General features: G+C 42.7%; 28 protein-coding genes. 19 read left to right on the top strand and 9 right to left on the bottom strand.

Features of this window, described 5'->3' with window-relative positions; translation table 11 throughout:
* Positions 1-7: 7 nt before the first annotated feature.
* From efp to hisIE, 16 genes are all read left to right on the top strand, one after another.
* Positions 8-574 (top strand): elongation factor P, encoded by a 567-nt coding sequence (efp, locus tag ZOBGAL_RS21290; RefSeq protein WP_013995846.1) that lies wholly within the window; start codon positions 8-10, stop codon positions 572-574.
* Between the two features lie 65 nt (positions 575-639).
* Positions 640-1572, top strand: a complete 933-nt coding sequence (locus tag ZOBGAL_RS21285; RefSeq protein ID WP_013995845.1) for a UDP-3-O-(3-hydroxymyristoyl)glucosamine N-acyltransferase — start codon at positions 640-642, stop codon at positions 1570-1572.
* Between the two features lie 70 nt (positions 1573-1642).
* Positions 1643-2515, top strand: coding sequence for a succinate--CoA ligase subunit alpha (gene sucD, locus ZOBGAL_RS21280; RefSeq protein ID WP_013995844.1), 873 nt, complete (start codon positions 1643-1645; stop codon positions 2513-2515).
* A 115-nt stretch (positions 2516-2630) separates the two neighbouring features.
* The gene (gene fabG, locus ZOBGAL_RS21275) at positions 2631-3377 is read left to right on the top strand and encodes a 3-oxoacyl-[acyl-carrier-protein] reductase (RefSeq protein WP_013995843.1); all 747 of its coding nucleotides are present in this window, start codon (positions 2631-2633) and stop codon (positions 3375-3377) included.
* A gap of 64 nt (positions 3378-3441) precedes the next feature.
* The gene (locus ZOBGAL_RS21270; RefSeq protein ID WP_013995842.1) at positions 3442-5472 is read left to right on the top strand and encodes a vWA domain-containing protein; all 2031 of its coding nucleotides are present in this window, start codon (positions 3442-3444) and stop codon (positions 5470-5472) included.
* A 10-nt stretch (positions 5473-5482) separates the two neighbouring features.
* On the top strand, positions 5483-6295 hold the full coding sequence (locus tag ZOBGAL_RS21265; protein WP_013995841.1) for a prohibitin family protein: 813 nt from the start codon (positions 5483-5485) through the stop codon (positions 6293-6295).
* A 236-nt stretch (positions 6296-6531) separates the two neighbouring features.
* Entirely contained in the window at positions 6532-7389 is an 858-nt protein-coding gene (gene hisG / locus ZOBGAL_RS21260; RefSeq protein WP_013995839.1) for an ATP phosphoribosyltransferase, read from the top strand.
* Positions 7362-7847 carry a GNAT family N-acetyltransferase gene (locus ZOBGAL_RS21255; protein WP_013995838.1) on the top strand — a complete coding sequence of 162 codons (486 nt, stop codon included), beginning with the start codon at positions 7362-7364 and terminating at the stop codon, positions 7845-7847. Before hisG ends, ZOBGAL_RS21255 begins: the two co-directional genes overlap by 28 nt.
* The gene (gene hisD, locus ZOBGAL_RS21250) at positions 7844-9133 is read left to right on the top strand and encodes a histidinol dehydrogenase (protein ID WP_013995837.1); all 1290 of its coding nucleotides are present in this window, start codon (positions 7844-7846) and stop codon (positions 9131-9133) included. Before ZOBGAL_RS21255 ends, hisD begins: the two co-directional genes overlap by 4 nt.
* Complete coding sequence (gene hisC / locus ZOBGAL_RS21245) at positions 9126-10175, top strand: histidinol-phosphate transaminase (RefSeq protein ID WP_013995836.1); 1050 nt, start codon at positions 9126-9128, stop codon at positions 10173-10175. Before hisD ends, hisC begins: the two co-directional genes overlap by 8 nt.
* 19 nt (positions 10176-10194) lie before the next feature.
* Positions 10195-11331 carry a bifunctional histidinol-phosphatase/imidazoleglycerol-phosphate dehydratase HisB gene (gene hisB, locus ZOBGAL_RS21240; RefSeq protein ID WP_013995835.1) on the top strand — a complete coding sequence of 379 codons (1137 nt, stop codon included), beginning with the start codon at positions 10195-10197 and terminating at the stop codon, positions 11329-11331.
* A gap of 76 nt (positions 11332-11407) precedes the next feature.
* Positions 11408-11995, top strand: a complete 588-nt coding sequence (hisH, locus tag ZOBGAL_RS21235; RefSeq protein WP_013995834.1) for an imidazole glycerol phosphate synthase subunit HisH — start codon at positions 11408-11410, stop codon at positions 11993-11995.
* A gap of 37 nt (positions 11996-12032) precedes the next feature.
* Positions 12033-12383 (top strand): four helix bundle protein, encoded by a 351-nt coding sequence (locus tag ZOBGAL_RS21230; RefSeq protein WP_013995833.1) that lies wholly within the window; start codon positions 12033-12035, stop codon positions 12381-12383.
* 128 nt (positions 12384-12511) lie between these two features.
* A complete protein-coding gene (hisA, locus tag ZOBGAL_RS21225; protein ID WP_013995832.1) occupies positions 12512-13291 on the top strand; it encodes a 1-(5-phosphoribosyl)-5-[(5-phosphoribosylamino)methylideneamino]imidazole-4-carboxamide isomerase in 780 nt (259 codons plus the stop codon).
* A 64-nt stretch (positions 13292-13355) separates the two neighbouring features.
* Positions 13356-14111 (top strand): imidazole glycerol phosphate synthase subunit HisF, encoded by a 756-nt coding sequence (gene hisF / locus ZOBGAL_RS21220; RefSeq protein WP_013995831.1) that lies wholly within the window; start codon positions 13356-13358, stop codon positions 14109-14111.
* Between the two features lie 56 nt (positions 14112-14167).
* Positions 14168-14767 (top strand): bifunctional phosphoribosyl-AMP cyclohydrolase/phosphoribosyl-ATP diphosphatase HisIE, encoded by a 600-nt coding sequence (gene hisIE, locus ZOBGAL_RS21215; protein ID WP_013995830.1) that lies wholly within the window; start codon positions 14168-14170, stop codon positions 14765-14767.
* A 7-nt stretch (positions 14768-14774) separates the two neighbouring features.
* Here hisIE and ZOBGAL_RS21210 read toward each other — a convergent pair whose 3' ends face one another.
* From ZOBGAL_RS21210 to ZOBGAL_RS21190, 6 genes are all read right to left on the bottom strand, one after another.
* Positions 14775-15497: a head GIN domain-containing protein gene (locus ZOBGAL_RS21210; RefSeq protein ID WP_013995829.1), complete on the bottom strand. Its 723-nt coding sequence runs from the start codon at positions 15495-15497 to the stop codon at positions 14775-14777.
* Positions 15498-15554: 57 nt separating this feature from the next.
* Positions 15555-15749, bottom strand: coding sequence for a hypothetical protein (locus ZOBGAL_RS23445; RefSeq protein WP_148560737.1), 195 nt, complete (start codon positions 15747-15749; stop codon positions 15555-15557).
* Positions 15746-16414 (bottom strand): hypothetical protein, encoded by a 669-nt coding sequence (locus tag ZOBGAL_RS21205; RefSeq protein WP_013995827.1) that lies wholly within the window; start codon positions 16412-16414, stop codon positions 15746-15748. The genes ZOBGAL_RS23445 and ZOBGAL_RS21205 overlap by 4 nt, the downstream gene beginning before the upstream one ends.
* 236 nt (positions 16415-16650) lie before the next feature.
* Positions 16651-17739, bottom strand: a complete 1089-nt coding sequence (locus tag ZOBGAL_RS21200; protein WP_158499757.1) for a DUF4097 family beta strand repeat-containing protein — start codon at positions 17737-17739, stop codon at positions 16651-16653.
* Complete coding sequence (locus tag ZOBGAL_RS21195) at positions 17723-18262, bottom strand: hypothetical protein (RefSeq protein ID WP_013995825.1); 540 nt, start codon at positions 18260-18262, stop codon at positions 17723-17725. Before ZOBGAL_RS21195 ends, ZOBGAL_RS21200 begins: the two co-directional genes overlap by 17 nt.
* Positions 18262-18804 (bottom strand): RNA polymerase sigma factor, encoded by a 543-nt coding sequence (locus ZOBGAL_RS21190; protein ID WP_013995824.1) that lies wholly within the window; start codon positions 18802-18804, stop codon positions 18262-18264. Before ZOBGAL_RS21190 ends, ZOBGAL_RS21195 begins: the two co-directional genes overlap by 1 nt.
* A 247-nt stretch (positions 18805-19051) precedes the next feature.
* Between ZOBGAL_RS21190 and ZOBGAL_RS21185 the strand changes: the two genes are divergently transcribed.
* Positions 19052-21460 carry a TonB-dependent receptor gene (locus ZOBGAL_RS21185; RefSeq protein WP_013995823.1) on the top strand — a complete coding sequence of 803 codons (2409 nt, stop codon included), beginning with the start codon at positions 19052-19054 and terminating at the stop codon, positions 21458-21460.
* Positions 21461-21466: 6 nt separating this feature from the next.
* Complete coding sequence (locus ZOBGAL_RS21180) at positions 21467-22315, top strand: DUF4249 domain-containing protein (protein ID WP_013995822.1); 849 nt, start codon at positions 21467-21469, stop codon at positions 22313-22315.
* 97 nt (positions 22316-22412) lie between these two features.
* Here the strand turns inward: ZOBGAL_RS21180 and ZOBGAL_RS21175 are convergent, their stop codons facing one another.
* From ZOBGAL_RS21175 to ZOBGAL_RS21165, 3 genes are all read right to left on the bottom strand, one after another.
* Entirely contained in the window at positions 22413-23261 is an 849-nt protein-coding gene (locus ZOBGAL_RS21175; protein WP_013995821.1) for an OmpA/MotB family protein, read from the bottom strand.
* Positions 23262-23364: 103 nt separating this feature from the next.
* The gene (locus ZOBGAL_RS21170) at positions 23365-24366 is read right to left on the bottom strand and encodes a glycosyltransferase family 2 protein (RefSeq protein ID WP_013995820.1); all 1002 of its coding nucleotides are present in this window, start codon (positions 24364-24366) and stop codon (positions 23365-23367) included.
* Positions 24367-24378: 12 nt separating this feature from the next.
* Positions 24379-24825 (bottom strand): type I restriction enzyme HsdR N-terminal domain-containing protein, encoded by a 447-nt coding sequence (locus ZOBGAL_RS21165; protein WP_046287637.1) that lies wholly within the window; start codon positions 24823-24825, stop codon positions 24379-24381.
* A gap of 26 nt (positions 24826-24851) precedes the next feature.
* Between ZOBGAL_RS21165 and holA the strand changes: the two genes are divergently transcribed.
* Complete coding sequence (gene holA / locus ZOBGAL_RS21160; protein ID WP_013995817.1) at positions 24852-25853, top strand: DNA polymerase III subunit delta; 1002 nt, start codon at positions 24852-24854, stop codon at positions 25851-25853.
* Positions 25854-25859 lie beyond the last annotated feature (6 nt).

Raw genomic sequence — 25859 nt, 5'->3', positions numbered from 1 at the left:
ATTAGAAATGGCATCAACATCAGATATTAGAAAAGGACTTTGTATCCGTTATAATAACGATATATATAAAATCATTGAGTTTTTACACGTAAAACCCGGTAAAGGGCCGGCTTTTGTTCGTACAAAGTTGAAGAGCGTTTCTTCGGGAAAGGTATTGGACAATACTTTCTCTGCAGGCCATAAAATTGAGGATGTACGGGTAGAGACCCGTACCTACCAATTTTTGTACGCCGAAGGCGAAACCTATCACTTTATGAATACCGATGATTATAACCAGATAACCCTTCAAGAAAGTGCGCTTGATGCTCCTGGATTGTTAAAGGAGGGGGAAGTGGTAAAGATTCTTTTCAATACGGAAGACAGTATGCCTTTAGCGGTAGAGATGCCTGCCAGTGTTATTTTGGAAGTCACCTATACCGAACCGGGCGTAAAAGGAAATACGGCTACCAATGCCACAAAGCCTGCCAAAGTTGAAACAGGGGCAGAGGTCAACGTGCCATTGTTTATCAATGAAGGGGACAAAATCAAGATAGAGACCGAAAAGGGTACCTATATGGAGCGTGTTAAAGAGTAACGAATCTTGACCGCAAGCTTTTATCAGACGCTTTTCTTTTAGTACTAACCGTATACTACCGTCCATTGAAATTTCCAAAGCCGCATTCCCTTAAAGCTGTTGCCACCCTGATCGATTGTGAATATGTGGGGGCAGATGATTTTCAAGTTTTGGGAATGAACGAAATCCACGTGGTCGAAAGCGGGGATATCGTTTTTGTCGATCATCCGAAATACTACGATAAGGCCTTGGCTTCAAAGGCTACGATAGTTCTTATCAATAAGAGGGTGGACTGCCCTGAAGGGAAGGCACTTTTGATCTCTGATGATCCTTTTCGTGATTTCAATAAACTTTCGCTTCACTTTAAGCCTTTTGAGAGGGCTACGGCCGTTGTTTCGCCTTCCGCTGAAATTGGCGAAGATACCGTAATTCAACCCAATGCATTTATTGGCAACAATGTCAAGATCGGAAAGAACTGTTTGATCCATGCCAATGTCTGCTTGTACGACAATTGTGTGATCGGTGATAATGTTATTATTCACTCGGGAACGGTTTTGGGAGGTGATGCCTTTTACTATAAAAACCGCCCTGAAGGCTTTGATAAACTGGTTTCCTGTGGTCGTGTTGTCATTGAAGATAATGTTGAAATCGGGGCACTTTGTACCATAGACAAAGGGGTTACGGGTGATACCCTGATCAAGAGGGGGACGAAATTGGATAATCAGGTCCATGTAGGGCACGATACCGTAATCGGTGAAAAATGTTTGATCGCTTCCCAGACCGGCATTGCGGGCTGTGTTATTATTGAGGATGAAGTGACTATTTGGGGACAAGTAGGAACGAATAGTGGTATAACCATAGGAAAAAAGGCCGTAATTATGGGGCAGACCGGGGTTACAAAATCAGTGGTGGGAGGAAAGAGCTACTTTGGGACACCCATTGAAGAATCCCGTGAAAAGTTGAAGCAACTGGCCAATGTCAAAAAAATTCCGTCCATTCTCAAAAAATTAGAAGAATAATATGCGGTCTGAGTTCAGATTTCATTTGTAAACCTATATTTTTGTTACATTAAAATAAACTAGAGAGTATATGAGCGTTTTAGTCAATAAAGATTCCAAGATAATTGTTCAGGGCTTTACAGGTAGTGAAGGTACTTTTCATGCGGAACAAATGATCGAGTACGGTACCAATGTTGTAGGTGGGGTTACCCCTGGCAAAGGTGGTCAAGAGCATTTAGGTAGACCGGTTTTTAACACGGTTGAAGAAGCTGTAGAAAAAGTAGGGGCGGATACGACCATTATTTTTGTGCCACCCGCTTTTGCTGCTGACGCTATTATGGAAGCTGCTAGTGCAGGTATAAAAGTAATCATAACCATTACCGAGGGTATACCCGTTGCCGACATGGTAAAGGCTTCTAATTACATCAAGCATATGGACTGCCGTTTGGTAGGTCCTAACTGTCCTGGTGTTATTACCCCGGGTGAGGCTAAAGTAGGTATTATGCCAGGTTTCGTTTTCAAAAAGGGAAATGTGGGTATCGTATCTAAATCAGGTACATTAACTTATGAAGCCGCCGATCAGGTGGTTCGTCAAGGTTTGGGTATTACTACGGCCATCGGAATCGGTGGTGATCCGATTATCGGAACCACTACAAAGGAAGCTGTTGAGCTTTTGATCAATGACCCCGAAACCGAATGTGTTGTTATGATCGGTGAGATAGGTGGACAATTGGAGGCCGATGCCGCTAAATGGTACAAAGAAAGTGGTAGCAAGAAGCCTGTAGTAGGTTTTATTGCCGGTGAAACTGCCCCTGCGGGAAGAACCATGGGCCACGCTGGTGCTATTGTAGGTGGAAGCGATGATACCGCTCAAGCTAAGAAGAAAATCATGAGGGAGCACGGAATTCACGTGGTGGATTCTCCTGCAGAGATTGGATTAAAAGTTAAGGAAGTTATGGGGTAATTCCCTTACGGATATAAGAATCCCGTTTTCGATTTTTCGGAAACGGGATTTTTTATAGCCGTTCTATAAAACAAAACTTATATTTGGAGTAGAACAAAGCAAATTTATTTAGAGCATGAAATTGTTAGAAGGAAAAAATGCGATTATCACAGGTGCGAGTAGGGGAATTGGTACCGGTATTGCCAGGGTTTTTGCCGAAAACGGGGCCAATGTAGCCTTTACGTACAGTTCAAGTGAAGCACCGGCCTTGGAACTTGAAAAAGAACTATCGGGTTTAGGGGTTAAGGCCAAGGCTTATAAAAGTAATGCGGCCAGTTTTGAGGCGGCTGAGCAACTGGTAGCCGCGGTCTTGAAAGATTTTGGTGGTATCGATATTTTGATCAACAATGCGGGCATCACAAAAGATAACTTGCTTATGCGTATGTCGGAAGCTGATTTTGATAGCGTTATAGAAATAAATTTGAAGTCCGTTTTCAATATGACCAAGGCGGTTCAGCGTACCATGTTGAAGCAAAGAAAAGGGAGTATTATAAATATGAGTAGCGTGGTGGGTGTCAAAGGAAACGCCGGCCAGGCCAATTATGCCGCTTCAAAGGCAGGTATGATCGGGTTTACCAAATCCGTAGCCTTGGAGTTGGGCTCAAGAAATATTAGGTGCAATGCCATAGCACCAGGTTTTATCGAAACCGAAATGACCGCTAAGCTCGATGAAAAAGTAGTTCAGGGCTGGCGAGAAGGTATTCCGCTTAAACGGGGCGGCTCTCCTGAAGATATTGCAAATGCCTGTCTATTTTTTGCTTCGGACCTATCGGCCTACGTTACGGGCCAGGTGCTGAACGTAGATGGGGGCATGTTGACATAGCTTATATGGTCCGGAGGGACATTGATGCCCCTCCGGACATTTGGCTTTAAAAGAAACTTCTTTAATGGATACCCAGACGATTCTCTTTATAATCTTGGCCGCAATTGTTTCGCTGGCGCTGGTGTTATTTCAATATTCCTACAAAAATAAAGGGGGCGGAAAGCTTATTATAGCTTTGGCGTTTTTACGTTTTATAGCCTTTTTCGGGAGCTTTTTATTACTTATAAATCCGAAGTTTACCCAAAATACCTATTCTACCGAGAAAGTAGACCTTGTGGTTTTGGTCGATAATTCTTCCTCAATGGCTTCCTCAAAGGAAACCGTAAATACCATTCTTGAAGCTATTGATGGAAACCCGGCCTTGGCCGAGAAGTTCAATATAGAAAAATACAGGTTCGACAGTAGATTGGGGGCTTTCGATAGTCTGGGCTTAGATGGGCAAAATACCAATATCTCTGGAGGGTTAAAAGGCCTGCAGGAGATATATGCCTCAAAAAAGGCCGCGGTAGTGTTGCTTTCGGACGGAAACCAGACCCTAGGCCAAGATTATGGCTTCTATGGGCAAAATAGTGCCCTTCCTGTATATCCTGTCGCTATCGGCGATACCACGAAGTATGAAGAAGTGGCCCTTACCCAGGTAAACGTCAATCGCTATGCGTTTTTAAAGAACAAGTATCCCATTGAGATATATGTGTCGTATTTCGGGAATTCCAAAATAACGGTCCCGGTTACGGTTTCTGAGGGAGGAAAAAGGGTTTTTAGGGAAAATGTCAACCTTTCGGGGACAAAGAACAGCGCGGTGGTCAAAACCCTTCTCGATGCAAATTCGGTCGGGGTAAAGAGTCTTCAGCTAAGTGCGGGAAGCCTGGAGAATGAAAGGAATTTGGCCAACAACAAAAGGGAAACGGTCGTCGAGGTCATCGATGAGAAGACCAAGGTGGCCATTGTGTCCAGTTTGATGCATCCGGATATAGGGACGTTGAAAAAATCAATAGAGAGCAACGGACAACGCAATGTGGTCATAAAAAAACCTACGGATGCTATGAATTCGTGGGACGATGTAGATCTTTTTATCCTATATCAGCCCAATGCCTCGTTTAAATCGGTATTTGGGTACACCGAGAAGAAACGGGCGAGTAGACTGTTGGTTACCGGCCCACAGACCGATTTCAACTTCCTCAACCGTGTGCAAAAGAGTTTTACAAAAAACAGTTATAATCAAGAGGAAGAAGTGTTTGCCGTGCTTAATCCGGCATTTGCCTTGTTCGGTAGCGGCGATTTTTCGTTGACCGATTTTCCGCCGCTTAAAAGTAGTTTGGGCGATATTGTTTTGCACGGGAAAAACGATGTGTTGTTGACCCAGCGTATCAGGGGAATAGACACCAACCAACCCTTGTTGGCTTTCTTTGAAACCGAACAGGCCCAACGGGAGGCCGTGTTTTTTGGGGAGAATATATGGAAGTGGAGAATGCAGGCTTTTAGGAATGATCGTAATTTTAAGAATTTCGATGATTTTATGGGGTTGGTGATACGGTATTTGGCCACCCGGAAATCGAGGGAAAGACTGGCTTTGATCTATGAAAACGTATATGAAAATGCCAATGGGGCCAAGGTAGAGGCGACTTATTTTGACAAGGCCTTTACTTTCGATGCAAATGCCCAATTGAACCTGCAATTGAAAAATAGCGATACGGGAAAAACGCTTTCTGTGCCCATGCTGTTAAAAGGAATCTACTACGAGGCCGATTTGAGCAACTTAGATGCCGGAAAGTATAGCTTTACCGTTACCGTGGCCAATGAGAACATCTCTAAATCAGGTACGTTTACGGTGCTTGATTTTGATGTGGAGAAACAGTTCGTGGCTACAAACGATGAAAAACTCGCCCGCTTGGCAAAAAATACCGGAGCCCAACTTTTTTTTCCAGATCATATCGATGATTTGCTAGGTCAACTCACCACCGATGACCGCTATTTACCAATACAGAAAAACGAACAAAATGTCGTATCTTTGATAGATTACGAGGTACTCTTGGCTATTATTGTTTTAGCCTTGACAACCGAATGGGTTATAAGGAAATATAACGGATTAATTTAATTATACATAAATGGACAAGTTACCAAAAGTTGCATTACCGGCGATTTTCGCTGTTATTCTTATTATTATATTATTATCAAAATCAGCGGTCACTATCGGGTCCGGTCAGGCAGGTGTGCTATACAAGACTTTTGGTGGTGGTGTCGTGACCGATGAACCTCCCTTGGGTGAGGGTTTTCATGTTGTGGCGCCATGGAACAAGGTTTTTATTTACGAGGTGCGGCAACAAGAGGTTCTTGAACAAATGAATGTATTGTCAAGCAATGGCTTGGATATCAAACTTGAAGCATCTGCGTGGTTTGAGCCTATACGAAGTGATTTGGGAAAATTGCACCAAGAAAAAGGAGAGGCCTATGTGCAAAGGGTTTTGTTGCCGACCATTAGATCGGCCGCCCGTTCCGTGGTGGGGCGTTATACTCCCGAACAATTGTATTCAAGCAAGAGGGATGCCATTCAACAGGAGATTTTTGACGAGACCCAAAAAATTGTGTCTGGGCAGTATATTCAGTTGAATGAAATATTGGTAAGGGACGTTACTTTGCCTCCAACGATCAAAGACGCCATTGAGCGTAAGTTAAAGCAAGAGCAAGAGTCTTTGGAATATGAGTTTAGGTTGGTTACCGCTAAGAAGGAAGCGGAAAAAGTAACCATTGAAGCCCAAGGTAAGGCAGATGCCAACCGCATTCTAAGTGCTTCGCTGAATGATCAAATCTTAAAGGATAAAGGGATCGATGCTACGTTGAAATTATCGCAATCGGCAAATACAAAGGTGGTAATCGTAGGGGGTAGCGATGGTCTTCCGTTGATTTTAGGCAATAACTAATACACGGAGTTAATTATTTTTGTTTCATTTCAAACTTTTGTTTTGTGAAATGGAAAATACCTTTTACTTTTACTGCATAATGAAAAACAGAAATACACATCATCATTTTTACACTGGCTCTCAGGCGAGGTAAAGATGTATTGTAGTATTACAAAATATTAAAAACCCGTTTGAGCAATCAAGCGGGTTTTATTTTTAGAACTCTTTTGGTCGCTTGAACCTAACAAAAGAAGAAAATGACAAAAATTAGAATTGCTATTCAGAAATCCGGTCGGTTGAACGAAGATTCCCTGCAGATCTTAAAAGATTGCGGCGTATCTATCGATAACGGTAAAGACCAATTAAAGGCCTCATCAAGAAATTTTCCATTAGAAGCATTTTACCTTCGCAATGGTGATATTCCCCAGTATTTAAGAGATGGGGTGGTAGATATTGCCATTATTGGCGAGAACGTACTTATTGAAAAGGGCGAGGATATAGGAATAGCCGAAAAATTAGGTTTTTCAAAGTGTAAGGTGTCTTTGGCGGTACCCAAATCGGTTAAATACAAATCGGTTCAAGATTTTGAGGGCAAGCGTATTGCGACTTCCTATCCGAATACGGTCAAAAAGTATTTGAAGGAAAAAGGGGTAAATGCCGATTTGCACATTATTAACGGTTCTGTTGAGATTGCGCCTAATATTGGCCTTGCCGACGGTATCTGTGATATTGTTTCCAGTGGAAGTACGCTTTTTAAAAACAATTTAAAAGAAGTTGAAGTGATGTTGACGAGCGAAGCCGTTTTGGCGGTTTCCCCGAAAATATCAGAAGAAAGAAAAGAGATCTTAAGGAAGCTTCAGTTTCGTATCAAATCCGTTCTTCAGGCACGTCAATCGAAATATGTGCTTTTAAATGCCCCTAACGACAAGTTGGAAAAGGTATTGCAACTGTTGCCGGGGATGCGTAGTCCTACCGTTTTGCCATTGGCGGAAGAAGGATGGAGTTCGGTTCATACGGTAATCAACAAAGATAAGTTCTGGGATGTGATCGATGAGCTGAAGCAGGCCGGGGCAGAAGGTATTTTGGTTTGCCCGATCGAAAAGATGGTACTTTAACCGATTCAGGAATGACGGGCGATTTAAAACTAGGGCTGATTCCCTATGGTAAAATGGAATCGATTCTACCCTTGGTCTATAAACTGAATCGAGGGAAGTTTTCCGAAGAAGTATTGAAAAGTCGTTTGCAGCCTATGTTGACCATGGGCGGCTATGAGTGTCTAGGGGTCTATGACCGTGATAAACTGATCGCTTGCTGCGGTATTTGGCTTTTGCAAAAGCTATACAAGGGAAAGCATATTGAACTTGACAATGTGTTCGTTGAAGAAGGGTACCGTAGTAGCGGAGTTGGGGCGCTAATGATGAATTGGTTGGCCGAGTATGGCAAAAGTATAGATTGTGCCAGTTTGGAACTTAATTGCTATTTAGAGAATGAAAAGGGACTCAAGTTTTGGCAGCGCCATGGTTTTGAAGCCCTAGGATACCATATGATCAAGAATTTAGACGAAGAAAAATGAAAAAGATTTATAGTCCTGATAGGTCGGAGTGGAACCGTATTTTGGAGCGCCCGACCCAGACCGTAGCCGATATAGAACAGACCGTAGAGGCTATTTTTAAGGAAGTAAGGGCGAATGGCGATGCCACGTTAAGAAAATACACCGAAAAGTTCGATGGTGTGGTGCTTGAAAATATCGTGGTTTCGGAAGATGAAATAGAAGAAGCATCAGCTCTAGTTTCTCAAGAACTTAAAGATGCCATTCAGTTGGCAAAGAATAACATAGAAGTTTTTCATAAGGCCCAAAAGACGAGTAAGGTTTCAGTTGAAACGGCTAACGGCGTACAATGCTGGCAAGAAAAAAGGCCTATTCAAAAGGTAGGGCTTTATATTCCCGGGGGTACGGCACCTTTGTTTTCAACGATTCTAATGCTTGCCGTACCGGCTACGATTGCGGGTTGTGAAGAATTGGTTCTGTGTTCGCCACCGAACAAAGAAGGAAAGATCAATCCTGCGATTCTCTATACGGCCAATTTATGTGGGGTGACGAAAATATTCAAGGCAGGGGGGATTCAGGCGATTGCTTCCATGGCCTTTGGTACGGAAAGCATTCCGCAGGTGTATAAGATTTTTGGACCGGGCAATCAATTCGTTACCGTGGCCAAACAAATAGCTACCAAACATGGGGTTTCGATAGATATGCCGGCCGGGCCCAGTGAATTGTTGGTGCTTGCCGACGACTCGGCCAACGCCGCTTTTGTGGCTTCCGACTTATTGAGTCAGGCAGAGCATGGCGTGGACAGTCAGGTTGTTTTGGTTTCTACCTCGAAAGATATGATCGACGCCGTTGAAAAGGAGGTTGAAAAACAACTGCAGAAGCTGCCGAGAAAGGAGATTGCCGAAAAGGCCATTGCCAACAGCAAGTTGATCTATGTAGAGGATGACCGAACGGCAAATGATTTGATCAATGCCTACGGGCCTGAGCATTATATCGTTTGTGTGGAAAACGAAGATTTCTTTGTAGACAATATAAAGAATGCGGGTTCTGTCTTCATAGGAAACTATACCCCGGAAAGCGCGGGTGATTACGCTTCGGGCACCAATCATACCCTACCTACCAATGGCTATGCCAAGCAGTATAGTGGTGTGAATTTAGATAGTTTTATGAAGAGCATGACTTTTCAGAAAATCAGTGAGACCGGAATCAAGGAAATTGGCGCCGCAATAGAGATCATGGCCGAGGCCGAAGGACTTGAGGCGCACAAAAATGCGGTCACTTTACGACTCAATAGCTTGAACAATGGATAAGGATTTTAATATACAGAACCTGATAAGGGAGAATGTAAAAGGACTGAGTCCTTATAGTTCCGCCCGTGATGAATACGTCTCAGATGGCTCTCAGATGGTGTTTTTAGACGCTAACGAGAACCCGTTCGAGAATGGGGTGAATCGCTATCCCGACCCCCAACAACGCGGTTTAAAGTCGGTTTTGGCCGAACAAAAAGGGATTACTGCCGAGAACATCCTTTTGGGAAACGGTAGTGACGAAGTATTGGATTTGATATTCAGGACCTTCTGTGAGCCTAAAATCGACAATATTATTTCATTACCTCCAACTTATGGGATGTATCAAGTGTTGGCAGGTATCAATACCGTCGAAAACCGCGAAGTTCTTTTGACAGAGGATTTTCAACCCGATGTAGAAGCTATCTTGGAAAGAGTGGACGAACATTCGAAGCTTTTGTTTTTATGCTCGCCGAACAATCCTACGGGGAATGTTTTTAGCGAAGAACGAATCGTTCGATTGTTGAACGCTTTCGAGGGACTGGTAGTTATCGATGAGGCCTATATCGATTTTGCCGAGAGCGAAAGTTGGGTTTCCCGTTTAGGGGAGTTCCCTAATCTGGTCATTACCCAAACGCTTTCAAAAGCCTATGGAATGGCCGGTATCCGTTTGGGAATCTGTATCGCATCCAAGGAAATAATAGCCGCGGTCAACAAAATAAAGCCTCCCTATAACGTCAACGAACTCACGCAGCAAAAAGCGCTGAACAGGGTTCTTGATTTGGCTTCTGTAAAAAACGAAGTAACCAATATATTAAATGAAAGGGAGCGATTACTTAAAGTCTTGCGTGAAGTGTCGTTTGTAGAAAAAATATATGCTTCCGATGCCAATTTTGTACTGGCAAAGGTAGACGATGCCAATAAACGCTACAAACAATTATTGGAAGAGGGTGTTGTGGTACGCAACCGAACCACCCAACCACTTTGCGAGAATACTTTGCGGTTTACCGTGGGTACGCCCGATGAGAACAAAAAATTAATAGAAGTGCTTAACAAGCTAACCTAAAGATCAAGATAGCAATACCATGGCCAAAAAAGTTTTATTTATAGATAGGGACGGTACCATAATTAAGGAGACCGTTGATGAACAGATCGATGCCTTCGAAAAGATGATTTTTTACCCTAAGGCATTTACCTTTTTAGGAAAAATAGCCAAGGAACTCGATTATGAATTGGTAATGATCACCAATCAAGATGGCTTGGGTACCGACGTCTTTCCCGAAGACACCTTTTGGCCCGTGCATAACTTTATATTGAAGTCCTTTGAAAACGAGGGTGTAGTTTTTGACAAGGTCTTTCTAGATCGCACGTTTCCACATGAAAATGCAAATACCAGAAAACCGGGAACCGGTTTGTTGACCGAGTATTTTTCAGAGGATTATGACCTAAAGAATTCCTTTGTTATCGGTGATCGGTTGACCGATATTGAATTGGCTAAAAATTTAGGGGCCAAAGGCATCTTTATTAATGATGACACCAATTTAGGAACGGGGGAAATCACGGTAAAACGAGATGAATTGAATCCTGTCATTGCCTTGGAAACCAATGATTGGGAGAAGATATATGAATTTTTAAAGTTGGAAGCCCGGGTTTCCGAAACCCATAGAAAAACCAATGAGACCGATATTTATATCAATCTAAACCTTGATGGTACCGGTAAGAGCGATATCAAAACCGGATTGGCATTCTTTGACCATATGCTGGATCAATTGGCCCGTCATGGTCAAATGGACTTGGAAATCAAGGTAGATGGTGACCTTGAGGTCGATGAGCACCATACGATAGAAGATACGGCCATTGCCCTAGGAGAGGTTTTTCATACGGCCCTAGGTTCTAAAATGGGAATTGAGCGCTATGGTTTCTGCCTTCCTATGGATGATTGCCTGGCTCAGGTCGCCATAGATTTTGGCGGTCGTAACTGGCTGGTGTGGGATGCGGAGTTCAAACGTGAAATGGTAGGCGATATGCCTACCGAAATGTTCTATCACTTCTTTAAATCCTTTACCGATGGGGCTAAAGCGAATTTGAACGTGAAGGCAGAAGGAATAAATGAACATCATAAAATAGAAGCGATTTTTAAAGCTTTTGCCAAGGCTATTAAAATGGCGGTAAAACGTGATGTGGAAAAAATGGTGCTGCCTAGTACAAAGGGAGTTCTTTAAAAGAGTAGTGAGTACAAAGTATTAACTTTTTTAATATTTGCCTTGTACTCATTACTTGATACTCAATACGAAATAAATGAAAATAGTAATCATAAATTACGGGGCAGGGAATATTCAGAGCATCAAATTCGCTATTCAGCGTTTGGGCTACGAGGCCGTTCTCAGCCACGATGTAGCGGAAATACAATCTGCCGATAAGATAATCTTTCCAGGAGTGGGCGAGGCCAGTAGTGCCATGGCCAAACTGAGGGCAAGTGGCTTGGATAAACTTATTCCCAATTTGAAGCAGCCTGTTTTGGGCATCTGTTTGGGAATGCAGCTCATGTGCCACTCGTCAGAAGAGGGGAATACCAAAGGATTGGGTATTTTTGATGTGGATGTTGTCAAGTTCTCGAATGAGGTGAAGGTGCCACAAATAGGTTGGAATCAAATCGCCAATTTAAAATCAGGACTTTTTAAAGACATCGAAGAGAAAGAACACATCTACTTGGTTCATAGTTTTTATGCCCCGTTGTGTAGCGAAACCATAGCGGAATCGGAATATGGTATAAAATACAGCGCCGCATTAGCCAAAGACAACTTTTACGGCACCCAGTTCCACCCGGAAAAGAGCAGTAGCGTAGGAGAGAAGATTCTTGAGAATTTTATCCGTGGTATGCCGTAAATAGTGTGAAGTACTAAGTTGTTAAATTGTATCCTTTATGAATAGATATGAAGATTTAAAAATTTGGAAAAAAGCTATGGACTTGGTGGAAGATGTTTATCTATTGATGAAACAATTGCCGAATGACGAAAAGTTTGCTTTGATTTCTCAAATTAAAAGAAGTAGTATTTCTATTCCGTCTAATATTGCCGAGGGAGCAGGAAGGAACTCGAAAAAGGAATTCAGGCACTTTTTAAGTATAGCCAACGGTTCTACGTCTGAATTGGAAACACAACTAATATTGGTACATCGATTAAAATTTGTAAAGAAGGATAGCGTAAAACCCATAATCAAAAAGTGTAATGAAATCAGGAAAATGAGCTATGCTTTACAGAAGAGCTTGAATTAATAAAATATATGCAAAGTACAAAGTACAAAGTACAAAGTACAAAGTACCAAGTATTAAGTACAAAGTACAAAGGACTAAGTACAAAGTATTTAATACTAATCACTAATCACTAACCACTAACAAATAGAATGAGAATAATCCCCGCAATAGATATCATAGACGGTAAATGTGTCCGCTTGTCAAAAGGCGATTACGATACCAAAAAAATATATAACGAAAACCCGCTGGAGGTAGCCAAGGAATTTGAGGCGCACGGAATTCAATATTTGCATTTGGTGGATTTAGACGGCGCAAAGAGCCATCATATCGTCAACCATAAAATTCTGGAGCAGATTGCATCAAAAACCTCCTTAAAAATCGATTTTGGTGGGGGACTCAAATCGGACAAAGATTTGCAAATTGCTTTTGAGAGTGGGGCCGATCAGATTACCGGAGGAAGTATTGCCGTTAAGGATAAACATACCTTTTCGGGATGGATACAGACCTATGGGGCGGAAAAAATTATTCTCGGCGCCGATGCCAAGGAAGAAAAAGTGGCCGTTTCGGGCTGGCAAGAAGAGTCTACGGAAGATTTGGTTCCCTTTATAAAATCCTACCAAGAAAAAGGAATCGCCTATGTTATCTGTACCGATATTTCCAAAGACGGTATGCTTGAAGGGCCTTCCTTTGATTTGTACGAGAAGATTTTAGGGCAATGCAAGGTGAGTATGAGTGAAATTGGGGGAAAGGTGACCCAAGGATTGAAATTGATAGCCAGTGGTGGTATTTCTACCTTTGACGAGCTTCCCAGACTTGCGGAAATGGGTTGTGAAGGAACCATTATAGGAAAGGCCATCTATGAAAATCGGATCAGTTTAAAACAACTGGAAGATTTTATTTTAAAGATTGGCGGTCAAGAATTAAAGTGATAACGATAATGAACGGTGAAGAGGGGATTTTTTAAATCCTTTGTTCAGGATCTAATTTTAAAATATGTTAGCAAAACGAATAATTCCTTGTTTGGATATCAAGGACGGACGAACGGTAAAGGGCGTTAATTTTGTCGATTTACGAGATGCGGGCGATCCTGTGGAATTAGCGGAAATATACAGTAGGGAAGGGGCCGATGAGCTCGTTTTTTTGGATATTTCTGCTACCGAACAAAAACGAAAGACCTTGGCCGAATTGGTATATCACGTAGCGGAAAAGGTGAACATTCCTTTTACCGTAGGAGGGGGTATTTCTTCGGTCGAAGATGTAGATATCCTATTGCAGAATGGCGCCGATAAGGTGTCCATCAATTCTTCGGCGGTAAAAAATCCACAGTTGATCAATGACCTGGTGGCCAAGTTCGGTTCGCAGTGTATTGTGGTAGCTATTGATGCCAAACAAATCGATGGGGAGTGGATAGTGCATTTGGTAGGGGGAAAAGTGCCCACGGAACGTAAACTGTTCGAATGGGCCAAAGAAGTGGAGGATCGCGGTGCTGGTGAAATCCTGTTTACGTCAATGGACCATGATGGTACCAAAGATGGTTTTGCCAACGAAGCCTTGAGCAAACTAAGTACGGAATTGAATATTCCGATAATTGCTTCGGGAGGAGCGGGCAATATGCAACATTTTACCGATACCTTTGTAGAAGGTAAGGCAGATGCGGCCCTTGCGGCCAGTGTTTTTCACTTTAAGGAAATCGGTATTAGGGATTTAAAAGAAGAATTAAAAGAACACGGTATTCCGGTACGGTTGTAGGGCTCGATTAGACCTGTTCATCAACTTTAACCCATCCGATAGATAAAACATACAAAATGAAAATAGATTTCAACAAAAACGAAGACGGACTCGTACCTGCCATTATTCAAGATGCGGTTACCAAGAACGTCTTGATGCTGGGGTATATGAATCAAGAGGCTTTTGATATAACTCGAGAGACCAAGAAGGTGACCTTCTTCAGCCGTACTAAAAAAAGATTGTGGACCAAAGGGGAAGAGAGTGGAAACTTTTTGATTTTGGTAGACATCAAAAACGATTGTGACAATGACACGCTCTTGGTTTCCGTGAAGCCTGAAGGCCCTACTTGCCATACTGGTACCGACACCTGCTGGAGCGAAGAGAACACGTCTAATTTCGGTTTTCTTTCACAACTGGAACAAGTTATAGAACAACGCCGTACAGCTTCCGATTCAAGCAAATCGTATGTGGCTTCCTTGTTTGAAAAGGGAATCAACAAAATAGCCCAAAAAGTAGGGGAGGAAGCTGTGGAAACCGTAATAGAGGCCATGGATTCCAATGATGAGCTCTTCTTGTATGAAAGTGCCGATTTACTTTTCCACTACTTGATCTTACTTCAGGCCAAAGGATTTACCTTAAAAGATATAGAAGCGGAACTGGTAAAACGGCACAAATAGTCGTTTGCTAGTTTCTGTTTTTAAGTTGTGAGGCCCCCTTTAACCTTTGATGGCTGATGACCGCATCGCCTTTGTAGTTGAGGGTACTGGCCCCCGTGGCATCGATATCGATAGATTCGTTCGCAGTAAGGAAGGCTTCACTCGCACCCGAGAGTTCAATATTCAGGCGTTCGATTTCAAGATCGTAATTCCTAAGGTCACTGCTTCCCGAAAGGTCGGCATAGACCGATTGTACATTTCCGAAGATATCGGCCTTGGAGGCACCGTTCATATCGATCTCTAATTTGTCGGCTATAACTTCCCCGGTAAAGTGTGAGGCCCCAGATAGTTCAATCTCGCCTCTTTGAATATCCCATGGCGTTTCTAAAGTAACGCTTGCGGCTCCCGAAAGGTCAAATTCGTGAATATCTTTAGTGGTGATAAAAGCCTTTAGGGTAACGTCTCCCCGTACGGTAGTATACTTTTTTAATTTTATGATGACCTTGTTGCCTTCACGGGCTACCACGATGCGGTCGTGCAAATTGTCGTTTGCTTCTATACGAATGCGCTCTTCATCGTCTGAAAAGCTAACGAAAACATCAAAGGCATTTGAAACCTTTAGCCCGTCGTAATCGGAAAGGGATAGATCTTTGGTGCTTACTTCATTGGAAGCCCTAACATGTTCGTAATCACAGGAAGTCAAAACTACACACGCCAAGGCCATGGCGACTATTATTTTTCTTGTTCGCATTTTTTTGATTGATTTAGTGCTTGCCTCGGGCAAGCGGGTTGATGAATTGTATTTTTTTTAAATGTGCGTTAAACGCTCTTGCAACTGCACCACCGGAATCCACTGAAAGTTGATGGGCGACCATTGTTCTTCGGTTAAGGCATTGTTGCTGCAGTTGTTCTTCAGAAACACTTGGTTGTTTTCACTGAACACATGCTGTGTTTCAATAACGTCATGGCAATGTGAGCAGATTTTTTTTTGCTTTGTTTTCATTGAATATTCTTTTTGTAGCGGTTGCGGCCCATATTGAAGATGCCGACTTTTATTCCCAATCCGGCCGAGAAGCCGTTGATACGGGTAGTGCGCGTTGGGGGAAGTTCTATTCTGCTGGAAAATCGATATTTTACACCCGCTTCCAATTGTAGATAGCGGGAGATGTTAAATAGGGCGCTTACACCGGGTTCGGCAACGAAGACCACATCGAAATCGTCTTCGGTAAGTTCTTCCTCATAATGGTCGTCATGATAGAAATTGTTTTCGATATAACCGACGCCTCCGGCTCCTAACAAAAGGGGAAAAGAAAGGTTTACACGTTTCTTGCTGAAGAAAATGGGCTCAAGATGCAGTCCGCCATACACCCCGATCAAATCTTCGTTACGGGAAAGGCTATTGTTAAAGACATCTTGCTCGGAGTAAAGAAAAGTGGCTGCAAAACCAACCTCAAATTGTTGGTTGGCTACATAGGCAACCTTTAGTCCGCCTGTGTATGAGGGCTCGCCATCTATTTCCCCAAGGCCAAGGTCGAGACCTAAATATACCCCATGTACCACATTGTTACGGTCGTTGAATTCTAGGTACTCATCGGTTTCATCTTGACCAAAACTTGAAAAGGTAGCTCCTATGATTAATAGAAGGAGACTCATTTGAAGTGATTTCATTACTGTTCGTTTTTTGATTGATTTACCTAATAGACAACCGAAGCCCGAAAAAGTTGCATTTAAAATGAACTTTTTTAAAAAAAATAATAAAAACGAGAGGACAATAGTTAAGTGTCTAGTACTTAATACTTAGTACTTGTCACTCATCACTCACTACTTTGTACTTAATACTTAGTGCTTAATACTTAGTACTTAATACTTAGTACTTAATACTTAGTACTTGTCACTCATCCCCCCTACAACTCCTTCAACAAAACCACGCCTTTTTTACCTGTGATAGAAATACGTCCCTCTGATTTCTTTCCGTAGGTGGCTTTGATTTCCCGTAGTTTTTTTCCTTTATCCAGCATATGGGAGTTTACATTATGGAAGGATTTCGGCAGGCGTACCAGGCCTTCTTCGAGTACTGCTGTAAATTGATGGGGGAAGTCGGTGATATTCAGGCTTACCTCCGAAGATTCTTGTTCAATGGAGATATTGCCTTTAGGTGTCGCTATATGCTCTATGCTAAAATCCGATATTTTTAAAATAAGGTCTATGTCTTTGGTCAAGCGACCTAGGCGAAGATTGCTGAATCGGAGCATGCCGTATAGGGTGCTGACTTCCTCAATATCAACTTCGTCTTTATTCGAGTAGAACTCTAATGATTCTACGGTATGGATGTCGATTTCGCTGCCGGCACTATTGAGTCGCATGCTTTTTGAGTCGTCCATGTCCAATCCGCCATTTTTTAGGTCAAGGTTACTGTAATTGATGTTCTTGGCCCTGAGCTTTCCGTACTTCAAGTTGATATCGGCCTTGTTCAGGTTATCGTTGATCCACATGTCGCCATGTTGTATATCAGCCTTTAAAACGCCTATCCAATCTTCGATAAAGACGTCACCGAACTTGTTGGTGATTTCTATTTCGGCCTTTTCGGGCATATATACCTTGTAGTCGATCTGCACATTGCTTCGGTCAAAATCGAAGGGGTTGGCCTTGTCAAAAAGGGTCGAAAAGAACCCAGAGCTGTTTTCCCCGATTTCATAGGCGACGGAAACGAAGTTTTCGCTATTGCGGAGTATAGGGCGTATGCGTTCTAAAAGCTCTTGCGCATTGTCGTGTTTTTTATGGGTAACGGTAATGTTCACCGTAATCGACACCTCATTTTTTGTCCATCCGTAAATATTGATGTTGCCGTATTTGTTGTCTAGATGTAGTTCTCCGGCATTGGTGAGGCCGTAGGTTTTGATTACCTTTTTAGACACCTTTTCCTGCGCCATGGCCGGAAGGCCAAAGACCATCGCCGCAGCAAAAAGGAGCAGTTTTTTATAAAGTGTATCCATAATCATCATCTTTTAATTTTGATTCGTTGAGCTGATGCAATAGCTTCTCAATAAGCTCTATGCGCTTTCTGTAGTTCGAAACAATGGCTTCGAGTACCAGTTCGTTATCGAGGTTGTTCTGCATTTCGAGCTTCAGGGTGTCGTATTCGGCATCTAACTCGTCCATAAAGGATAGAAATTCGGCCTTGTCGGCCTCTGACAGTTGTTCGTTTTTCTGCACCAATTGCACTTGGTAAGCTACCAATCCCTTGTAGTGCATGTCAATGTCTTGCAGTTCTTTTGATACGAAGCTGTTTTCCTCGGTCGATCCGTTTAAGAACGAAAGCCCTATAAGTCCGGAAACCCCCAAGATAATGAGCACGCTGGCGGCTATGCGCAGTATGGGCGATTTCCAAAGGGGAACCGTTTTTGGTTTTGATGGGGCCAATTCGGCCTCTATGTTCGCCCAGAGCTTGGCGCGGTCCGCCTTATGGTCGTCGAACGCGGCCCTGTTCTCCCTGACATGTTTTTCAAAATTGTCCATTATAAAGTGTTTATAATTTCAACGAGTTTCTTTTTTGCCCTGTGGTATTGCGATTTTGAGGTCGAGATAGAAATGTCCAATACTTCGGCTATTTCCATATGGTCATATCCCTCGAGCAAATACAGGTTAATAATTTGTTTGTAACCTAGGGGCAGGATATCAATTGCTTTTTTTACTTTTTGAATATCTACGGCCTCTACTGCTTCCTTATGCTCTTCTTCCGTTAAATGGTATTCGTGGTCGTTTATTGTTGCAAGCGGTAAGCGTCTGACTTTTAAATGGTTAATGCTCTTGTTGATTACGATCCGTTTGAGCCAGGCCCCGAAAGTCGATTCGTATTTAAACTTGTGCAGGTTTTTGAAAGCATCGACAAAACTGTCTTGTACAATGTCTTCCGCATCTTCCTTCACTCCCAAAAACCGCATGCCGATATTGTACATGGCATCCACGTAGAGCTCATACAGTTGGTACTGTGAGTTTCTATCGCCCGACTTGCTGCTTTCAACAAGTGACCTATGCGTAAAACGGATTTCGGTTTCCAATTAATTTAAGAGGGTTGATTGAGCTCTAAATTCGGTTTCAATAACAAAGACAAGCAAATGTCCCTAAGGTTGCATTAGGGAGGGAATATTTTATTGCTAAAGTATGAATAAACGCATCTACTTCTGTTTTGGTCCTATAAAGACCTCTATAAACATGGTATTTGAACGAATAATGAAAAGGTGTGCAACCTTCTAGAAGTTTTCTTGTCCATAGGGGTGTTCATTAATCAAAATTAAAAGAAGTAAAATGAGAAGAAAAGTAAACTCTAGTGTTCGGCAAAGGTGGTTGAATGCCTTGGCAAGTCTATTGGTATTGTTGGTAACCACATCTGGCATGGCACAGGAAAACTTTACCATTAGCGGTAAGATAAGTGATAAGGAGGACGGAGAAACCCTTTTTGGGGCCTCTGTTTTTTTAGAGGGAACGACCATCGGTGTGGTCACCAATGAGTACGGGTTCTATTCGATTACCGCTCCAAAGGGAAACTATCGATTGCTGATTTCCTATATGGGGTATTCGGAAAAATATCAAGAGGTAAGCCTGGACAAAAACCAAAAACTCGATTTTGAGATTTCGGAATATTCTACCGAGCTTGAGGAGGTGGTCGTTACTGCCGATGAACCGGAAATGGCAGTTTTGAGAAAACCCGAAATGAGCGTTTCAAAATTGAATATCGGAACTGTAAAACAGATGCCGGTGGTTTTGGGGGAAGTCGATATTTTAAAATCCCTGCAAATGCTTCCGGGGGTCACCAACAATGGTGAAGGTACGGGAGGTTTGCATGTTCGCGGCGGGGCACAAGACCAAAACTTGGTGCTTTTAGATGAAGCGATTATTTACAATACCTCGCACTTGTTCGGTTTTTTCTCGGTCTTCAATGCCGATGCCATAAAGGATATCAAATTGTATAAAGGGGGAATACCCGCACGTTTCGGAGGTCGTGTGTCATCGGTGCTGGATGTCCGTCAAAAAGACGGGAACAATAAGAATTTCGCCTTGACCGGTGGGATCGGACTTATTTCGAGCAGACTGGCGGCAGAGGGGCCCATATTCGGTGATAAAGGGTCTTTTTTGATAGCGGGCAGAACTTCTTACGCGCACCTCTTGCTGAAAGTGGCAGGGGAAAAGAACAGTGCAAGTTTTTACGATCTGAACTTGAAGACCAACTACAGTCTGAACGATAAGAACAAATTATATCTGTCGGGATATTTTGGTCGTGATGTGCTCAAATTCGGAAATATCTTTGATAGTAGCTACGGAAATACTTCGGGAAATTTGAGATGGAACCATATTTTTAATGATCGACTGTTTTCGAATATGTCGGCCATTATCAGTAAATATGACTACGACCTAGGGTTTACTATGGAAGATTTTGTGTGGGTGGCCTCGATCACCAATTACAATCTAAAGTATGATCTAAAATACTATTTCAGCGATAAGTTTAAACTCGATTTTGGGGCCAGTGGCCTATATTATGATTTTGACCCGGGACAAATAAAGCCGACCAGTGATAGTTCCGATATAAACCCACTGTCATTAGACCGTAAGAAGGCCTTTGAAGGTGGACTCTATATAAACGCGGAGCATAAGCTTTCGAAAAATCTAACGGCCCAATACGGGTTAAGGTATAGTGTTTTCAATAGGCTAGGGGGCCAGCCCATAACCCGCTATGCCAACGATTTGCCCGTGGTGTACAATTCCGTTCTGGGGATTTATGAGAGTGGAACCCCTATAGGGGAGACCTCTTATGATAAAGGCGAATCGGTAAAAACTTTCGGGAATGTCGAACCGAGGGTCTCCCTTGCCTATCAATTGAACGAGGCTTCGTCGGTAAAAGCGGGTTTTTCGCGTTCCGCGCAATACGTCCATTTGTTGTCCAATACCGCAGCGGTGACCCCGGTAGATGTTTGGACGCCAAGCGGCGAGTATGTCGACCCCCAGCTTTCCAACCAATATGCACTGGGCTATTTCAGGAACTTTAAGGGGCAGGCCTATTCCATGGAAGTGGAAACGTACTATAAGACGGTAGACAATCGTATTGATTATATCGATGGTTCCAACCTTATCGGACAGAATACGATCGAAACCGAAATTTTAAGCGGGGAAAGCAGGGCTTACGGATTGGAGGTGTTGCTCCGTAAAAACGAAGGCAAACTTACCGGATGGTTGGCGTACACCCTTTCCAAATCGGAACAACGCACGCCTGGCGGAGCTGCAGGAGGCCTGGGTATCAACAATGGGGAATGGTACAATACTTCCTATGACCGTACCCATGATGTATCCTTGGCAGGGGCCTATCAATTGAACGAGAAATGGAGTTTCGGTACCAATCTTGTTTTTCAGACCGGAAGGCCCGTAACCTACCCGAACGGGCAATACGAATACGAAGGGATTTCGGTGGCGAGTTATGCCGCTAGAAATTCAGACCGTTTGCCGTCATATCACCGTTTGGACCTTTCGGTAAACTACAAGCCGAACCGTAAACCTGAAAATCGTTGGAAAGGTGAATGGGTACTCGGTATCTATAACGTGTACAACCGTAAGAACGCGGCTTCTGTTTCCTTTGGGCAGAACCGGGAAACCGGGGCCAATGACGCTACCCGAACCGCCATTTTCGGTATTGTACCCTCCATTACGTATAACTTCAAATTCTAAAACATTATGAAAAAACACATAAAAATCATAAGCCTTCTATCTTTGGCCGTATTGGCCTTTTCCTGTACGGACGTCATCGATGTAGACGTACAATCGGCACCGACAAGGTTAACGGTCGAAGCCTCCCTTGATTGGGAAAAGGGGACTTTAGGAAATGAGCAGACCATACGATTAAGTACTTCTACCGCATTTTTTGATACCACCTCCAATACGGAGGTCACAGGGGCATTTGTAAAGGTGACGAATGATAGCAGTGGAACCGAATTTATATTTGAGGATCAAAACGATGGTACTTATACCACCAGTGTCTTCGAGCCTATTGTGGGGCAATCGTATTCCTTGGAAATCATTTATAATGGGGAAACCTATTCGGCCCAAGAAACCCTGAACGCCGTACCCGATCTTACCGTGATGGGGCAATCGAGAGATAATGGTTTTAGTGAGGACGACCTAGAGGTGAACATGGTCTTTAAAGACCCGGAGGAAGAGGGAAACAGCTATTTTTTCAAGTTTCAAGAGCAAGGTGAACTATTGCCTGTTTTTGAAGAATTCGACGATGAGTTCGTAAACGGAAATGAGATTGACTGGTATTACGAGAGTGAGGAAGATGATGATACGGAAGAAACGGAGGCCTTTGAGCCTGGCGATGTGCTTCATATAGAATTTTATGCCATTTCACAGGCCTATAGGAGCTACTTGCAAATCCTTGTCAATCAAATCGGGGGTATGGGGATGTTCGATGCTACACCTGTTGCCGTCAAAGGTAACTGTGTAAACCTTAGTGATCCCGATAACTACGCCCATGGTTATTTTAGGGTGACCCAAGTAGTGAAGGCCGACTATACTTTCGAATAGGGTTTCCGGCCTTTAGTACGGCAAAGTCTGAAACTATTGGGCATAAAAAAACCGCAACCCTTGGGTTGCGGTTTTTATTTATACCGTTCGAATCAACTTAGTTGATCGCAGGGTCTTTCATACCCTCTTCGATCATACTGTAGAATTGGTCGATTTTTGGAAGAACAACGATACGGGTTCTTCTGTTTTTCGATTTTTCGGTTTGTGAAACTGGAATGAACTCAGCTCTACCTGCTGCGGTCATACGCTTAGGATCAACATTGTAATCGTTCTGTAAAATTCGAACTACGGCAGTAGCACGTTTTACACTCAAATCCCAGTTGTCTAAAAGAACACCGCTTCTGTAAGGTACATCATCGGTATGGCCTTCTACCATGAATTCAAAATCAGGCTTGTTGTTCACTACTTGAGCAACTTTACCAAGGATTTCCTTAGCTCTTCTGGTTACGTTGTAGCTTCCGCTGCTGAAAAGCAATTTGTCGGAAATAGAAACGAAAACCACACCTTTTTCAACACTGATTTCAATGTCTTCGTCGTCTAGGTTGCCCAACACTCCTTTTAAGCTCTGTACCAAAGAAAGGTTTACAGAATCCCTTCTTGTAATGGCATCTTGAAGCTTGCGGATAGTAAGGTCTTTTTCCTTTAAACTTTCCAAAGACTTTTCAAGGTTCTCGGCACCCTTGGTAGTTAAGGTGGTCAAGTTCCCCATATTGTTTATCAACTCTTGATTGTTCGCCTTCAAGAATGCATTTTGATCTTGTAGGGTTTTTAGTCTAGAACTGGCGGTAGCCTTTTCTTCTAAACAATCGTTCAATTTCACGGTGGCCGAATTCAACAGATCCTGCGCTTCTTTATGTTTTGCCTCCAAATCGGAATACTTCTTTTGAGATACACAAGAAGACAACAACATGGTCACTCCTAAACAGCCTAAAATTAATTTTTTCATAATGAGAGTTACTAAGTATTTAATGATTGTTATTTGATTTTTTTGATAACTGTAATAAGGGACAAAATTATATAATCGCCAAATCTACCATTTGTAAAATTAGTTAATCTTTTACTAAATTGTTAAAATTACTTATATGATGTACGAAATGCTGCCATACAATGGATTTAATAAGGTAGTATTTTGGGATAAAATTAGCTTTTTCACGTTTTTTGTACATTTTTCTGAATTGGCGGTAAAAACTGAGATGGGCCCTTAAAATGGCAAAGCAGTGGTTGAATTTCAACTGAAATACAAAGCGTAAAGCCGCTACGGCATCTAGTAATAGTCGTATAAAAATCAAAATGAAGGCCTGCTTTCTAGGTAGGTTTTTGGTAATGGAGAAGAGCGAGTTCCTAAAGTTCAAATAGGTTTTCTTGGGGTTCATGTTGCTCAGGGTAGACCCTCCTAAGTGATATACCTTAGAGGCGCCAACGTACAAGACTTTATGGCCTTGGTTCTTGGCCCGCCAACAGAGGTCCACTTCTTCCTGATGGGCAAAGTAGCTCTCGTCAAAACCGTTTAGGTTCCAAAACACTTCTTTTTTGATGAACATACAGGCCCCTGTTGCCCAGAAAATTTCAATTGTATCGTCGTATTGGCCTTGGTCTTTTTCAAGTTCCTGAAAAATCCGTCCCCTACAAAAAGGGTAGCCCAACTGGTCGATAAAACCACCTGCGGCACCGGCATACTCAAAATGGTCTTGACGCATGAGGTCTAGAATCTTGGGTTGAATGATGGCTACTTCTTGATGGTCGTTAAAAGCTTTTTCTATTGGGGCCAACCAGCCTTCGGTGACCTCTACGTCTGAATTTAACAGGCAGTATACATCGGCATCGATAGTCTTGAGGCCGTCGTTGTATCCTTTGGCGAATCCGCCGTTTTCAGTGTTTTGAACCACTTTTATAGCGGGGTAGTTCTCGGCAATAAAGGTTACGGAAGCATCGGTAGAGGCGTTGTCCACTACGTAGATATCGGCACCTTCCGAATATTGTATAACAGAGGGTAGGTATCTTTCTAGAAGTACCTCTCCGTTCCAATTAAGTATGACTATGGCTATACGCAAAACGATGGCAAATTAACGGCTAAAATCAGGAATATCCCTTAGAAACGTATATTTTTCTGATTCAAAATCCATTCTACAATAAAAATGGTCCAGTCCATTGGTCACCATAAGGTAATCGGCCTTGAGTTCGAGGTTGTATCGGGCGATTTGGTCAAAGGTGGTCTGGTCAATGGTAATTTCGGGAGCCTTGCATTCTACAAGGATGCGGATACTTCCATCGGAGTTGAACACCACGACATCGTATCGCTTTTTTATATTGTTCACAACCAATTGCTTTTCAACGTTTACCAAGCTTAACGGATAGTTCTTTTCAAAGGTCAAAAAGTTCACTACGTGCTGCCTTACCCATTCCTCGGGTTGCAATACCACAAACTTTTTACGTATGCGGTCAAAAATGCGCACGTTATTTTCGCTATTTTTGAAGCGGAAATTATACTCTGGAAAATTAAGGGGTACCATTCCGCAAATTTGATGATTTTTTTTGGATGGATGAAGCAAAACGCATAGTTACCGATATTAAAAACGGCACCATTAAACCCATTTATTTTTTATTTGGGGAAGAGCCCTATTATATTGATGCCATTTCAAGCTATATTGAAAAAAACGTACTTGCCGACGAAGAAAAAGGCTTTAATCAGGTCGTACTCTATGGAAAGGACGTGACCATAGACGATATTGTAGCCAATGCCAAACGCTACCCCATGATGGCCGAACGTCAGGTCGTGGTGGTCAAAGAGGCGCAGCATTTGGTCCGGACCATTGAAAATTTGACCTCCTATGTAGAGAATCCGCAAATGACCACGGTCTTGGTCATGTGCTACAAATACAAAAAGCTAGATAAACGAAAGAAACTTTACAAGGCCGTTCAAAAGGCCGGGGTGTTGTTTGAGAGCAAAAAGCTCTATGAAAACCAAGTTTCGGATTGGATCAGGAAAAACCTTCACGGCAGGGGGTATAGTATTTCCCACAAAGCCGCTATTTTGCTTACCGAATATTTGGGTACCGATTTGAGTCGCATCAACAACGAGCTCCAGAAATTGGAATTGGTATTACCCAAGGAGAGTGAGATTACCCCGGCAGATATTGAAGAGCATATCGGAATCAGTAAAGACTACAATAACTTTGAGCTTAAAAAAGCCATTGGGGAAAGGAACATACTCAAGGCAACGCGCATTATCACCTATTTTGCCCAGAATCCGAAGGATAACCCTTTTGTGTTGACCGTAACCCTATTGAATACGTTTTTTACCCAATTACTGCAGTATCATGGTCTAAAGGATCATTCGCCCAAGAGCGTTGCGAGTGCCCTACGTATCAACCCTTATTTCGTAGGGGAGTTTCAGACGGCCGCACGTAATTATCCTATGAAGAAAGTCAGTGCCGTAATCTCCGCATTGCGCGAGATGGACATGAAGGGAAAGGGGGTTGGAGCCAACGTTCCGTCCCAAGCCGACTTGCTAAAGGAGCTATTGGTCAAAATTATATAGTGAGTG

Origin of the sequence: Zobellia galactanivorans (genome assembly GCF_000973105.1) — a bacterium.
GTDB classification, from domain to species: Bacteria; Bacteroidota; Bacteroidia; order Flavobacteriales; family Flavobacteriaceae; genus Zobellia; species Zobellia galactanivorans.
This window is presented reverse-complemented; position numbering and strand designations above follow the sequence as displayed.